We start from the raw sequence: 13,871 nt of genomic DNA, 5'->3' as shown, positions 1-13,871 counted from the left end.
TGCTAAAATTCATCGCTTAAAACGTGTGAATAAAAATGCTATATTTGTCAGACAAAAATGTAGTTGAGGTACAGTAGTTTATAATAAATCGATTGCATTTTAGTTTACTATACAACCAACAAATTGAGTTATGGCAAAGTTTGGAGAATTAATAAGTTCTGATATTCCGGTTTTAATAGACTTCTATAAAGATTTTGCAGATGCTTCGGATGACTTACACTCTGTTTTAAGAGATGTTGCAGCCGCATTAGGAGACCGAGCAAAAGTGATTAAAATTGATGTGGATAAAAATGAAACTCTTGCTAATGCACTCCGTATTAAAGGCAATCCTACTTTCATTATTTACAAGGCTGGAGAAATGAAGTGGAGGCAAACTGGCGAGCAAGATGCCAATACACTTATTACTTTAGTAGAGCAGTACGTTTAAGATATTGCTTTAAAAACATACCCTTCTTTACTGTATTTTTCTAATACCTTTTTGAGTGAATATTTCATTCTTTCTTCTGCTTTTAAACTGTCATGAAAAACGATAATACTGCCATTTGATGTATTGGTTATAACATTTTGATAGCAACGTTCAGGAGAAATTGTTTTATCAAAATCAGCGCTAATCACATCCCACATTACCACGGTGAATCCTTCTTTTTCTATTTGTTTAATTTGTGAAGGTTTTATTTTTCCGTAAGGTGGCCTAAAAAGCTTTGACTTTTTTAAGACTTCTTGACCAATTACTTGCTCTGCTCTTAATATGTTCTGAAGATAGTTAGATGTTTTAGTTTTCCAGCCATTTCTATGGTTGTACGTATGGTTGCCAATACCGTGCTCGTCCTTTACTATTTGCTGAAATATAGTAGGATGTGCATTTACGTTTTTACCAATACAAAAAAAGGTAGCCTTCGCATTGTATTTTTTTAAGATATTTAAAACCCAAGGTGTAATCGTTGGTTCAGGACCATCATCAAAGGTGAGGTATATTACTTTTTCAGATGTAGTTAAACGCCACAATAGATTCTTGTATATTGATTGAATCCATTGTGGCGTTTTAACGAAATACCATTTCATTGGTTATTCTAATTCTTCTAAGCGCTCGCTTATGTTTTTTAATAATTGTAAATGTTCTTCTTCCAAGGCTTGAGCGTAATCAGGATCGTCATATCTTTGAGCCGTTTTAACAACTTGATCAAATAATAACAATCCGTTTTCTATCTCGTCAAAAACAGCTTCTAATTGATAACCTTCAAAACGTGCAAAAAACGTTAAGTTTTGTCTAAATTTATCAGCCATTTCTTCAAGAATCTTTCTGCCTTTTTCTGGTTTGTTAATTCTGTAATAGGCCTCAGGATATCCTAATAGCATACCGTAATGTAAGAATCCGTCTACTGGCATTTTTTCCATAGCCATATCAAGAATTTCTTCTGCTTTTACAGTGTCATTCTCAATAATCAATTGATCTACTAAACGAAGTATGTTATTTCTATAAGAAACTACATTTTTACGAGTTTCGGTATCCAAATAGATTTTACCATCGTTAATATTTTTCCAATCAACATTTTTCCAGTAATTGTAATTTAACTCGCTGTCTATGCGTCCCATATCAAATAAGCTCGCACCATTTAATGGTGTATAAATCGGAACAAATTTAAATGCCATTCCATCTGCCTGTAAATAATCTTTTAACCAAATATATTCCTCATCTGCAGAAGCTCCTCCTGTAAAATAGATTGGATGTTTCCAATTGTTATTTGCAAGAATATCCAACATCATAATGCGATTTTTCGTCAAGCCTTGACTGTCTATAGTTAAATCGATATATGGCACAATTAAATCTGCATCTTGTGGTTTTACAAGCCCACTTGCTAAAACAGCTTCTTTATCGATTTCAAAGCGAATTTTATTTGTAGGGTAGATCTTTTCTTTTTTATTGTTTTGAGTTTCGATATAGGTTATATCGTCTTTAGCTTCTATCCAACGCATAAAGAAATCCAAACTCATAACACTGTCTTTAAACTGAGGGATCGGATAATGGTATGCTAAATCCATTGTTCCCCATTTGTAATGATCTCGCGTTAATTGAGAAGGAATAGGTGGCGCTTCATAAGTAGCTCTTTTCATTTGATCGATATACCAATCAGTGGCAAACAAACTAGAGTTTACCAATTTAATATCGGTTCTGTAATTCTCTACTTCTTGCATGTACCAAAGCGGGAAAGTATCATTATCTCCAATCGTAAACATGATAGCATTTGGATCACAAGAATCTAAATACGCTTTTGCGTTTAAGTGCGAAGTGTACCTGTTAGAGCGATCGTGATCATCCCAGTTTTGCTGCCCCATAAGAACAGGTACAGCCAAAAGACACAGCACACTTGTACCTAACGCTGCTACTTTTTGAGGTGCTTTATTGCGTAGTGTATTAAAAATTGACAATACTCCAAATCCAATCCAAATCGCGAAAATATAGAAAGAACCTACTACTGCATAATCACGCTCTCTTGGTTCAAAAGGTTTTGGGTTTGTGTAAAAAATAATGGCTAATCCCGTAAAAGCAAAGAATAGTAATAAAGTGTAAAAGTTTTTTTGATCGTTTTTAAGATGAAATAGCAACCCAATGATTCCTAGAATTAATGGTAAAAAGAAATACGTATTTCGAGCTTTGTTATTTGCTATATCATCTGGTAAATCGGATTGAGGTCCTAAAAAAATTTCGTCAATAAATTTAATGCCACTTAACCAATTACCATTATGTATGTCTAGCTTACCTTGAATGTCGTTTTGGCGGCCGACAAAGTTCCACAAGAAATATCTACCGTACATATAGCCAAATTGGTAGTCTATCATAAATCGAATATTCTCGCCAAAAGTTGGTCTTCTAGTTGAGTTAGCGGGTATGCCTGCAATGGCTTTATATTGTTGATCAGAGGCAGTGCTTACCATTCTTGGTAAATACCCTTTATGTTTGTCGCTATAGTTGGCAACAGCATTTTTATAGTCGTTAACAATTACATATTTACCTTTTTTTAAATCTTTTTCATATTTAGGTTTGTCATCTACAAAAGGTTGCTTTTTATCCATTTCTCTCTTGTAAATAAAAGAGTAATACTTGTCGTAAAAAACACTTGCATCTCCATATTGTTCGCGATTGTAGTAGGCCAAAAGTTCTCTAGCACTTGAAGGATTGTTCTCATTAATTGTAGTATTTGCGTTGGCTCTAATAGGTAACATTAACCAGGAAGAGAAACCTATCATTACAAATAAAATAGCAAGTAATATGGTATTTGTACCCACAAGACCTTTTTTACGTGTGTACTTTAATCCGTAAATAAATGCACCTACCAAAATGATTGCAGCAATTATGCTTCCAGAATTAAATGGAAGGCCGATTGTGTTTACAAAGAAAATTTCTAAGATACTAAAGTACTTCAGCGTGAAAGGGAATAAAAACTTAAAAACAAATAGCAACACTAAAATAGATGCGGCATTCGCCAAAACAAACTTTTTAGTATCGATATCTTTATAGTTTTTATAGAAATAGATAAATACGATTGATGGTATGACCAACAACGATAATATGTGAACTCCAAAAGATAAACCAACAACAAAACTTATTAGTAGCAACCATTTATGACCATAAGGTTTGTCCATTTCGGCCTCCCAACGCAGTGCTAACCAAAATAATAATGCCATAAGAAAAGAAGACATAGCATATACTTCTCCTTCTACTGCACTAAACCAAAAACTATCACTAAATGTATACGCCAAAGCACCTACGGCACCGGCACCTAAAATGGCTATCATATTACTGTCAGATAACTCGCCCCATAATTTCTGAGCCATTTTTTTGGCTAAAGCCGTAATTGTCCAGAATAAAAACAGGATGGTAAAAGCACTCGCTAAAGCAGACATAAAATTAACCATTGCTGCTATTTGCTCTACATCCGATGTGAACATTGCAAAGAATGCTCCTAACATTTGAAATAAAGGAGCGCCTGGTGGATGACCAATTTCTAATTTTACGGCTGTAGATATATATTCACCACAATCCCAATAGCTAACCGTAGGTTCTAAAGTTAAAGTGTAGGTAACCAAGGCAATTACAAAAACTGTCCATCCTAAAATGATATTGAGTTTTGCATAGTTTTTTGAAGTCATAAAGTACTTTTTAGTTATGGCGAATTTAGTAAAAAATTGATACTGATAGAAACGGTCACTTGCACGGTTTCATATCAAAAATATGTTAAAAATTCTGAACCCAATAAAAAATGAAAAAATAGTTTGCAGAATTGTAAAAAGTGAGTAAATTTGCATCCGCAATTGTCCCATGGTGTAATGGTAACACTCCGGTTTTTGGTACCGTCATTCAAGGTTCGAGTCCTTGTGGGACAACAGGAAGAAAGCCACTCATTTGAGTGGCTTTTTATTTTCTATATTCTTTATCGGTAAGTGTCTTTAAAAAAACAATAATAGCATCCATTTCTTGCTGCGATAAATTAAGTTTTTCTGACGATAATGTTTGATTGGGGATTTCTATACCAAGACCAGCGCCACCACCTTCATTGTAAAAAGTTAAAACTTCTTCCAGTGTTTCAAAGCTTCCATTATGCATATAAGGAGCCGTTAATTCAATATTTCTTAGAGTTACGGTTTTAAAAGCGTGTAAAAAATGTTTGTGATCATCTCTAAAAAGCTTGTTTATACCTCTTCCTTTATCGTCATCTAGTTGTGGATTTTCAATATTTAACCCATTTGTGACTCCTAATACTTCAGATTCGGTTTCTGTATAAAATGGAGGAATAGTGCCATTAAATGTTGGGGGGAAATGACAAGTTGCACAAGCAGCTTTGCCCATAAATAAGTTAAACCCTTTTATAGCGTCTTCCGAATAATGTTCTGATTTATTGTCAATAAATCGATCAAATGAACTGCCCTTAGAGCGCAAACTACTTACATAAGCCGCAATAGCATTGCTTATAGAACGCTGGTTGATATAATCTTTTTCAATTGAACCGTATAATTCTCTAAATTGTATAGCGTAGCTTGGGTTTGATTTAATCTTATTACTTATTGTTTTAAAACTGGTATTGAATTCATTATTATTTCCAACCACATGAGCCACCTGTAATTCTAAATTAAAAGCGCGCATATCCCAAAATTGTCTTGAGGCATATGCAGAATTAATTAGGGTTGGTGTGTTTCTATTGGTTGTTTTTTTATTTCTTGTTGTTGGACTTTTTGCCAAACCATCTTGAAAAGCTTTTTCCGGTTGGTGGCAACTAGCACAAGACATTTGCCCATTATTAGAAAGATTCTTATCAAAAAATAAAGCTTCTCCAAGGGTAATGGCTTTTTCATTATTTAATGGGATGTAACTCCTGTAATTATAATATTCTGTGTTGATTAAATCTATGTCAAATATATTAGTGACATCAAAATTAAGGGCACTATGTTTTATGATGTCAGTACTAATGTTTAAGTGTTTTTGGTATTCTAATAAATCTTTAAACAACGGATTGATAACGTCTTTCAAAAAAATCATACGATTAAATTCGTTGAATGATTCTGCCTCTTTCAGTTGCTTTAATCCAAGGGTGAATTTTTTTGAAATAACATCATTTAATGAGTGAGAAGTTTTAAAAGATTTAAAATAGGAGAAAATTGCATTTAAAGCTACATGACTCTCTTTAATGCCATTACCTGATCCTGGAGTGTCAAACCCGGTAATACCATGTGTAAATATTCGGATTAAGCCAGACCTCATGGCTTCAAAAACTTCTTGATCATTTAATTCATAAGGGAAATGATTGTTGTAGCTTTCAAGTACTTTTTCATAAAGCTCAGTATTCAATTGATTTAATTTTTCTTGATGGTAATCGCTGTACAATAATTCATCAATAGTTTGAAGTCCGTTGGGTTGCCACACTTCATTTCGAGTATAAGATTGGTTGTATTTAGGTAGGGGAGATCCGTTTATGTTGTAGTAATTATAAGTAGTTTGTAAATAATCGTAAATAAATTCAATTTCTTTATAAGCGTATCGTACTTGTTTAAAGTTGCTTTTAAGAAGTGGTAAATTATTTTTTGAATAATCTGAATTATTGAAAGACTTTAATGCATTCCTAAAATTTATAAACCCTTTTTCATAATTGTCAGAAAGCTCCTTATTAATCTCTTTTGATTCAAAGTAGAAGTTGTTATACGAAAAAAGACCGAATACAAGAAAAAGATATAAAAGGGGATTTTTCATTAAACAGTTTACTTGTGCTTACGAAAATATAAAATAAAAAGGCTTGCATCGCAAGCCTTTTTAGGTTTTAATCTGCTATTCTAAAGGTAATAACCGGTTTTAATGCATGATTGGATATGTCTTTTGAAACACTTCCATTAAAAAAGTGCATTAATCCACGTCTACCGTGCGTATTAATTGCAATTACATCAGCATTTATGTATTGGCCAAAATTCAATACCCCTTCTTCAATACTGTTATCATTGAGAACATTAATTGTAAACATGTCACGATCATATCCAATTAAGAACTCTTCAATACGCGAATTTGTTTTAAGAGTTGCCTCAAATTTTTGAGGTGTATTGATTTTAGTTAAATGAACTTTTGCATTAAAAATTTTTGCAAATGCAACTACATTTGGAAATGTAGTTTTATTTTCAAGTGAAAAATCAGAAGCAAAAATAAGATTGTCAATTTTGAAGTCATCTATTTCGTTTTTGATTACTAAAACTGGTACATTAGAACTCCGAACTACTTTTTCAGTATTAGAACCGACCAAAATTTCGTTAAATCCAGAAGCGCCTTTAGAGCCCATTACAATTAAGTCTACTTCTTGCTTTTTACTTTCCTCTATAATTCCTTCAAAAGTCTCATGAAACAGTACAGAACGCGACTTTTTAACTTCTTTTAAGTAATAACGATTTATAATTTTTTCAAATTTTTCCTGAGCACGTTTTAAATATAACAACGTTGTTGGTGAGTTGTTACTGGTCCCATAATTAGATGGGTCAATGATATCGATTGGTAATTCTAACATGTGAAGTAAGTGCAATTCACTCCCTGTTTCAATAGCAATTTTTGCTGCAACCTTCAAAGCGTATTCAGCTTGTTCAGAAAAGTCTATCGGTACGAGTATCTTTTTCATTTCGATTAGTTTAAGTTGTGAGACGTTTTGTAAATATAATAAAAATTCAACGGGCGATTAAATGATTTTTATCATTAAAAAAATAATTATATATTTGCATCCGAAAACAAAGAATTATTGGAAAGTGGAGGGGACATCAAGTCCCCTCTTTTTATACAAGCAAATGAGACAGGATCGCGTAAGAGAATTAGTAGAAGAAGCCCTAGAAGAAAATAGCTCATTGTTTTTAATCGACCTATCTTTTTTGCCAAATAACAAGATTTTAGTTGAGTTAGATGGAGACGAGGGAGTGAATTTAAAAGAGTGCATACGTGTTAGTAGGCATGTAGAGCATAATTTAGATAGAGAAGAGGAAGATTTTGCTTTAGAAGTAACTTCAGTAGATATTACCAAACCACTGCAAGTGGCAAGACAATATCAAAAAAATATTGGAAGAGGCTTAAAAGTAAAAGATACAGATGGAAATAAATACGACGGTAATTTGGTTGCGGCAACAGATCAAGATATTACTCTTGAATGGAAAGCAAGAGAACCAAAACCAGTTGGTAAAGGAAAAGTAACGGTAGTAAAGAATGCTACCTTGACATATATGAATATAGCAGAAGCAAAAGTGAAGATTATTTTTTAATAAGCGATGGAGAATTTAGCATTAATAGACTCGTTTTCAGAATTTAAGGATGACAAAAGTATTGATAGGGTAACACTGATGGCCTTATTAGAAGAAGTATTTAGAGCTGCACTTAAACGTAAGTTTGGTTCTGATGACAACTTTGATATTATTATCAACCCAGACAAAGGAGATTTAGAAATATGGAGAAATCGTATTGTAGTTGCAGACGGAATGGCGGAAGATGACAATGAAGAAATTGAGTTGTCTCAAGCGAGAAAGATTGAGCCTGATTTTGAGATTGGTGAAGATGTTTCTGAAGAAGTGAAATTAATGGACTTAGGTAGGCGTGCAATTTTAGCATTACGTCAAAACTTAATTTCTAAAATTCACGAACACGATAGTACAAATGTCTTTAAGCAATTTAAAGATTTAGAAGGAGATATTTACTCTGCAGAAGTGCATCACATCAAACACAATGCAATTATTTTGTTAGATGATGAGGGTAATGAATTAATTTTACCAAAAAGCGAGCAAATCCGTTCTGATTATTTTAGAAAAGGTGAAGCGGTTAGAGGTTTGATTAAATCTGTTGAATTACGTGGTAATAAACCAGTAATTATTTTAAGTAGAACAGAACCACGTTTCTTAGAAAAGTTATTTGAGCAAGAAATTCCAGAAGTGTTTGATGGTTTGATTACTATCGAAAAAGTGGCACGTATACCTGGTGAAAAAGCAAAAGTGGCAGTAGATTCTTACGATGATAGAATTGATCCTGTTGGAGCTTGTGTTGGTATGAAAGGTTCAAGAATTCATGGTATTGTTCGTGAGTTAGGAAACGAAAATATAGATGTAATTAACTACACTAAAAACGAAGAGTTATTTATTGCTCGTGCGTTAAGTCCTGCAAAAGTAACAAACATGGAAATCTTTACTGAAGAAGATAGAGAAGATGGTAAAAAAGGGCGTGTAGATGTGTTCTTAAAACCAGAAGAGGTTTCTAAGGCAATTGGTAGAAATGGTGTAAACATACGTTTGGCAAGTGATTTAACCGGATATGTGTTAGATGTACAGCGTGAAGGAGTTGAAGACGACGATGATGTAGAATTAATGGAATTCTCTGATGAAATCGAAGAGTGGATCATTGCTGAGTTTCAAAACGTTGGATTAGATACCGCGAAGAGCGTATTAGAATTGAGTGCTGTTGAATTAGTGAAGCGTACAGATTTAGAAGAAGAAACCATTATAGAGGTTCAAAATATTTTACGTTCAGAATTTGAAAATTAATAGCTGAACACTTAAGAAAGAATTATTATTAAAGAGGAACAATAGAGTATGGCTGAAAACAAAACAATGCGACTGAATAAAGTTTTGCGAGAGCTTAATATTTCTTTAGATAGAGCTGTAGAGCATTTGGCGAGTAAAGGGCATGTCATTGAGGCACGACCTACTACCAAAATATCTAGTGAGGAGTATGAAGTGTTGCTAGATGGTTTTCAGACCGATAGAAGTAAAAAGGCTGAATCTAAAGAGGTTGGTGAAGAGAAGCGTAAAGAAAAAGAGGCAATAGCTGCGGCTCGTGCTGAGAAATTACGTTTAGAAGAAGAGGCAAAGCTTGAGGTTAAGAAAGCGGTTGCCGAAAAGATGGAAGTTAAAACTGTTGGTAAAATAGACCTTGAGCCAAAGAAAGCTGAAGAGGATAAAGAACCTATTGTTCAAGAAATTCCTGAGCCAGTTGAAGAAAAAGTTGAAGCGTCAAAAGAAGAGGCTAAAGCATTAGAAGAAGTAGTTACAGAAGCTCCAAAGGTTGAAGAAAAACCAGAGCCGGAAGAAGAAGTTCCTGCTAAAGTTGAGAAAAAAGTTGAAGCTCCTAAAGAGGTTGAAACTCCAAAGCAAGTTGAAAAGCCAAAAGCAAAGGTTGAAGAAAAACCTGAAGAGTCAAAAGGTCCTCAGGAGATTAAGACGCAATACAAAAAATTAGACGGTCCGAAGCTTACAGGTAAGATTGATCTAAAACAATTTGAACGTCCTAAGAAAAAGAAACCTGAAGATAAAAAGGCTGGTGAAGCTGGTGGTCAATCTTCTGAAAACAGAAAGAAGCGCAAGCGTATAAAGAAAGAATTTAAACCAGGTGCTCCAGGGCAAGGTAATAATAGAGGTGGTAACTTTAAAGGCCGCAATCAAGGTCAGAACAAAGGGCGTCGTCCAGTTGTAAAAGAAGAGCCGTCTGAAGAAGAAGTTCAAAAGCAAGTACGTGAAACTCTTGAAAGATTACAAGGTAAATCACGTAAATCTAAAGGTGCTAAGTATCGTAGAGAGAAAAGAGACTCTCACCGTCAGCAGTCTGAAATGGAGCAAGAAATGGCAGCTGCGGAAAGCAAGGTGCTTAAGGTAACTGAATTTGTTACAGTAAGTGAAATTGCGACTATGATGGATATTCCAGTAAATAAAATTATTGGTGCTTGTATGTCTTTAGGTATGATGGTAACGATGAATCAGCGTTTAGATGCTGAAACATTAACCATTGTTGCAGATGAGTTTGATTACAAAGTAGAATTTATTGGAGCTGAGGTAGAAGATGCTATCGAAGTTCAAGAAGATAAGGAAGAAGATTTAGCAACAAGAGCGCCTATTATTACAGTAATGGGTCACGTAGATCACGGTAAAACATCGTTATTAGATTATATTCGTAAAGCCAATGTAATTGCAGGTGAATCTGGTGGAATTACGCAGCATATTGGGGCATATGGAGTAGAGTTAGAGAGTGGTCAGAAGATTGCCTTCTTAGATACTCCAGGTCACGAGGCCTTTACGGCAATGCGTGCACGTGGTGCTCAAGTAACAGATTTAGTTATTATTGTGGTTGCTGCAGATGATGATGTGATGCCGCAAACAAAAGAGGCAATTTCTCACGCGCAAGCTGCTGGTGTGCCAATTGTATTTGCAATTAATAAGGTAGATAAAGAAACTGCTAACCCAGATAAGATTAAAGAGCAATTAGCTAATATGAATTTATTAGTTGAAGATTGGGGAGGTAAAATTCAGTCGCAAGACATCTCTGCTAAAACTGGTCTCGGTATAGATGAGTTGTTGGAGAAAGTGTTATTGGAAGCAGAGTTATTAGATCTAAAAGCGAATCCAGATAAGAATTCTGTAGGTACTGTTGTTGAGGCTTACCTTGATAAAGGTAGAGGTTTTGTTTCTACGGTATTGGTTCAAGAAGGTACGCTTAAGATCGGAGATTATATGTTAGCGGGTAAAAACAGTGGTAAGGTTAAAGCCATGTTTAACGAGCGTGGTAATAGTCTTAAAGAAGCAGGGCCTTCTACTCCAGTGTCTATTTTAGGTTTAGATGGCGCGCCACAAGCTGGTGATCGTTTTCACATTTTTGATGATGAGAGGGAGGCTAAACAGATTGCAGTTAAACGTTCGCAATTGCAACGTGAGCAATCTGTAAGAACTCAAAAACATATTACACTCGATGAAATTGGACGTAGAATTGCGTTAGGTGACTTTAAAGAACTGAACATTATTTTAAAAGGTGATGTGGATGGTTCGGTAGAGGCCTTAACAGATTCGTTCCAAAAATTATCTACAGATGAGATTCAAGTAAATATCATCCATAAGGGTGTAGGTGCAATTACAGAAAGTGATGTATTGTTAGCATCAGCTTCTGAAGCAATTATTGTTGGATTTAATGTTAGGCCAGCAGGTAATGCTAGAATGGTAGCTGATAAAGAAGAAATTGATATTAGAACTTACTCAATTATCTACGATGCAATAAACGATCTTAGAGATGCAATGGAGGGTATGTTATCTCCAGAGATTAAAGAGGAAGTTACAGGTAATGTTGAGATTCGTGAAGTGTACAAGATTTCTAAGATTGGAAATATTGCTGGTTGTATGGTTGTAAGCGGTAAAATCTTCCGTAACTCATTAATTAGAATTATTCGCGAAGGTGTGGTAGTTCATTCAGGTGAGTTAGCATCTTTAAAACGATTTAAAGACGACGTGAAAGAAGTTTCTAAAGGATACGATTGTGGATTGCAGATGAAGAACTACAACGATATTAAAGTTGGAGATGTTCTTGAAGCTTACCAAGAAGTAGCCGTTAAAAAGAAATTGAAATCATAGGTTATAAAAACAAATAAGCCGATGCAATTGCATCGGCTTATTTGTTTAGAATATATTTTAAAGTTCTATATCGGTAATTAATACAATGGCACCTCTAAATTCTTTTTTAATTTCAAGTAAAGCTCTATCAGCTTCTAATCTGGTTCGGTAATTGCCTACGCGAACTTTCCATTCAGGCGATTCATACAAGAGTTCTGCTTTCTTCTTAAACACCAATTCGTATTCGTTTTTAAAACGATAAGCTTGGGTCTCATTGCCATTATATAATTGAATTTTATATCCTTTTCCTGTTGGATTTTTCTTTTTGTATGCGCGCTTTTTTGCTAAAACTTCTGCTGCTTTTTGAGAGTCAGATTGAGCCAAACTAGAGCTGAAGGCAGTCAGCAAAATAGCTGCAAAAATTAAGTATGATTTACGATTTTTCATGTTTTAATCCGGTTTTTTTTGTCAAGTGCAAAAATGCTAATAATGCTAATTTAAAACGTTGTAAATATTAAAATATTTCTTGAAAACATCATATATTTCAAGCATTTGCAAATCTATACGTTTGTTTTCTAATTTATTAGATTTTATGTTTATTTAGAACTATTATAAATTATGTTTAACATTATTTTTAGATTTTAAATCTTACATATATGTAGTACTTTTGGGGCACTATTTTAACAGTACTGATTTCATTTGAAATTATTGTACCAAACAAGATGAAAACATATATTTATATGAAAAGCGTGAAACAACAAAGTCTAATAACGAGATTAGCGTTTAGTAGTATTGCTTTCCTATTCTTTTTCACATTAAATTTATCGGCTCAAGGAGATGCTGCGAATGGTAAGAAACTGTTCAATATGCATTGCGCTGCATGTCATAAATTAGATAAAGATTTAGTGGGCCCAGCGTTGGGTGGAATTACAGATAAGCGTACGAATGAGTGGTTGAAAGCATGGATTAAAGATAATGCTGCTTTCCAAGCGATTGATGCAGATGCAAAAGAAGCGGCTAATTACAGCCCAACTGCAATGACGGCGTTTCCGTTTTTATCTGATCAAAATATTGATGATATTTTAGCGTATACTGCAGCAAAGCCTGAAGAGAAGAAAATTGAAGGTCCTATGCCTCCTAGTGGAGATCCTACTCCGCAAGACAATACATTGCTCTATATTTTAGCGGCTATTGTTTTTGTATTGTTTTTAATGGTGGTAAATCTTTACAAAACTGTCCGAAAATTACGTGTTGATGATGATGTTGTAAAACGTAAACCAATAGGTGAGCAATTAAGTGAGCTTTGGGTTGCATTTAAAGCGAATAAATTTTTACACTTTTTGTTAACTATTTTCTTCCTTTTATCGAGTGCATATATAGTATTCTCTTGGTTTTTGCAAGTGGGTGTAGATCAAGGGTATCAACCAATTCAGCCAATTGAATTCTCTCACAAAATTCATGCGGGAGAAAATAAAATAGATTGTCAATATTGTCATTCTGCTGCTAAACATTCTAAATCATCGGGTATTCCTTCAGCAAACGTTTGTATGAACTGTCATATGAATATTTCTGAAGTAGCTGATGGTACGAAGATTGGTAACCACGGTAAAGAAGTATTAGATAAAGAAATTCAAAAATTATACGATGCTGTAGGTTGGGATAAAGACAAATTACAGTATATCGAGGGGTACGAAACAAAACCTATTGAATGGGTGCGTATCCATAACTTGCCAGACTTTGCATACTTTAATCATTCACAGCACGTATCCGTAGCTGGAGTTAAATGTCAGCAATGTCACGGTCCTGTAGAAGAGATGGACGAAGTATATCAACATGCGCCATTAACTATGGGATGGTGTATTGATTGTCATAGAGAAACAGAAGTTGATATGACAGAAAATGGATACTACAAGAAAATCCATGAGCAATTGGCTGAGAAGTACGGTGTAGAAAGAGTGACTGAAGCTCAGATGGGTGGATTAGAATGTGGAAAGTGTCACTATTAA

At 34.4% G+C, this 13,871-nt stretch carries 10 protein-coding genes and 1 tRNA gene; 6 read left to right on the top strand and 5 right to left on the bottom strand.

What is annotated here, in order from left to right:
• The first annotated feature begins 130 nt into the window (after nucleotides 1-130).
• Entirely contained in the window at nucleotides 131-427 is a 297-nt protein-coding gene (locus ACYQ5R_RS02980; RefSeq protein ID WP_460189420.1) for a thioredoxin family protein, read from the top strand.
• Here ACYQ5R_RS02980 and ACYQ5R_RS02975 read toward each other — a convergent pair.
• Together ACYQ5R_RS02975 and ACYQ5R_RS02970 are read right to left on the bottom strand one after the other, a co-directional pair.
• Nucleotides 424-1,062, bottom strand: a complete 639-nt coding sequence (locus ACYQ5R_RS02975) for a polysaccharide deacetylase family protein (RefSeq protein WP_460189419.1) — start codon at nucleotides 1,060-1,062, stop codon at nucleotides 424-426. The two genes, ACYQ5R_RS02980 and ACYQ5R_RS02975, sit on opposite strands and share 4 nt — an antisense overlap.
• Before the next feature lie 3 nt (nucleotides 1,063-1,065).
• Nucleotides 1,066-4,149 carry a protein O-mannosyl-transferase family gene (locus tag ACYQ5R_RS02970; protein WP_460189418.1) on the bottom strand — a complete coding sequence of 1,028 codons (3,084 nt, stop codon included), beginning with the start codon at nucleotides 4,147-4,149 and terminating at the stop codon, nucleotides 1,066-1,068.
• Between the two features lie 163 nt (nucleotides 4,150-4,312).
• Here ACYQ5R_RS02970 and ACYQ5R_RS02965 point away from each other — a divergent pair.
• Nucleotides 4,313-4,383, top strand: a tRNA-Gln gene (locus ACYQ5R_RS02965).
• Between the two features lie 31 nt (nucleotides 4,384-4,414).
• Here ACYQ5R_RS02965 and ACYQ5R_RS02960 read toward each other — a convergent pair.
• Together ACYQ5R_RS02960 and ACYQ5R_RS02955 are read right to left on the bottom strand one after the other, a co-directional pair.
• On the bottom strand, nucleotides 4,415-6,241 hold the full coding sequence (locus ACYQ5R_RS02960; RefSeq protein ID WP_460189417.1) for a cytochrome-c peroxidase: 1,827 nt from the start codon (nucleotides 6,239-6,241) through the stop codon (nucleotides 4,415-4,417).
• Between the two features lie 67 nt (nucleotides 6,242-6,308).
• On the bottom strand, nucleotides 6,309-7,145 hold the full coding sequence (locus ACYQ5R_RS02955; RefSeq protein WP_460189416.1) for a universal stress protein: 837 nt from the start codon (nucleotides 7,143-7,145) through the stop codon (nucleotides 6,309-6,311).
• Between the two features lie 163 nt (nucleotides 7,146-7,308).
• Between ACYQ5R_RS02955 and rimP the strand changes: the two genes are divergently transcribed.
• The 3 genes from rimP to infB are packed head-to-tail and all read left to right on the top strand — an operon-like array spanning nucleotide 7,309 to nucleotide 11,886.
• Nucleotides 7,309-7,773 carry a ribosome assembly cofactor RimP gene (gene rimP, locus ACYQ5R_RS02950; RefSeq protein WP_460189415.1) on the top strand — a complete coding sequence of 155 codons (465 nt, stop codon included), beginning with the start codon at nucleotides 7,309-7,311 and terminating at the stop codon, nucleotides 7,771-7,773.
• Between the two features lie 6 nt (nucleotides 7,774-7,779).
• Complete coding sequence (nusA, locus tag ACYQ5R_RS02945) at nucleotides 7,780-9,039, top strand: transcription termination factor NusA (protein ID WP_460189414.1); 1,260 nt, start codon at nucleotides 7,780-7,782, stop codon at nucleotides 9,037-9,039.
• Nucleotides 9,040-9,087: 48 nt separating this feature from the next.
• Complete coding sequence (gene infB / locus ACYQ5R_RS02940; protein WP_460189413.1) at nucleotides 9,088-11,886, top strand: translation initiation factor IF-2; 2,799 nt, start codon at nucleotides 9,088-9,090, stop codon at nucleotides 11,884-11,886.
• A 57-nt stretch (nucleotides 11,887-11,943) separates the two neighbouring features.
• Here infB and ACYQ5R_RS02935 read toward each other — a convergent pair whose 3' ends face one another.
• The gene (locus ACYQ5R_RS02935; RefSeq protein ID WP_460189412.1) at nucleotides 11,944-12,312 is read right to left on the bottom strand and encodes an SPOR domain-containing protein; all 369 of its coding nucleotides are present in this window, start codon (nucleotides 12,310-12,312) and stop codon (nucleotides 11,944-11,946) included.
• A 293-nt stretch (nucleotides 12,313-12,605) separates the two neighbouring features.
• Between ACYQ5R_RS02935 and ACYQ5R_RS02930 the strand changes: the two genes are divergently transcribed.
• Nucleotides 12,606-13,871 (top strand): c-type cytochrome, encoded by a 1,266-nt coding sequence (locus ACYQ5R_RS02930; protein ID WP_460189411.1) that lies wholly within the window; start codon nucleotides 12,606-12,608, stop codon nucleotides 13,869-13,871.

The organism is Urechidicola sp. KH5 (genome assembly GCF_054661455.1).
The sequence above is the reverse complement of the archived record's forward strand: the minus strand, read 5'-3'. Positions and strand labels throughout refer to the sequence as shown.

Excerpts from the sequence above, each read along its gene's own strand:
- infB (WP_460189413.1), top strand. The coding sequence starts at position 9,088 with ATGGCTGAAAACAAAACAATGCGACTGAATAAAGTTTTGCGAGAGCTT.
- ACYQ5R_RS02980 (WP_460189420.1), top strand. The coding sequence starts at position 131 with ATGGCAAAGTTTGGAGAATTAATAAGTTCTGATATTCCGGTTTTAATA.
- ACYQ5R_RS02930 (WP_460189411.1), top strand. The coding sequence starts at position 12,606 with ATGAAAAGCGTGAAACAACAAAGTCTAATAACGAGATTAGCGTTTAGT.
- ACYQ5R_RS02975 (WP_460189419.1), bottom strand. The coding sequence starts at position 1,062 with ATGAAATGGTATTTCGTTAAAACGCCACAATGGATTCAATCAATATAC.
- ACYQ5R_RS02955 (WP_460189416.1), bottom strand. The coding sequence starts at position 7,145 with ATGAAAAAGATACTCGTACCGATAGACTTTTCTGAACAAGCTGAATAC.
- nusA (WP_460189414.1), top strand. The coding sequence starts at position 7,780 with ATGGAGAATTTAGCATTAATAGACTCGTTTTCAGAATTTAAGGATGAC.
- ACYQ5R_RS02960 (WP_460189417.1), bottom strand. The coding sequence starts at position 6,241 with ATGAAAAATCCCCTTTTATATCTTTTTCTTGTATTCGGTCTTTTTTCG.
- ACYQ5R_RS02970 (WP_460189418.1), bottom strand. The coding sequence starts at position 4,149 with ATGACTTCAAAAAACTATGCAAAACTCAATATCATTTTAGGATGGACA.
- ACYQ5R_RS02935 (WP_460189412.1), bottom strand. The coding sequence starts at position 12,312 with ATGAAAAATCGTAAATCATACTTAATTTTTGCAGCTATTTTGCTGACT.
- rimP (WP_460189415.1), top strand. The coding sequence starts at position 7,309 with ATGAGACAGGATCGCGTAAGAGAATTAGTAGAAGAAGCCCTAGAAGAA.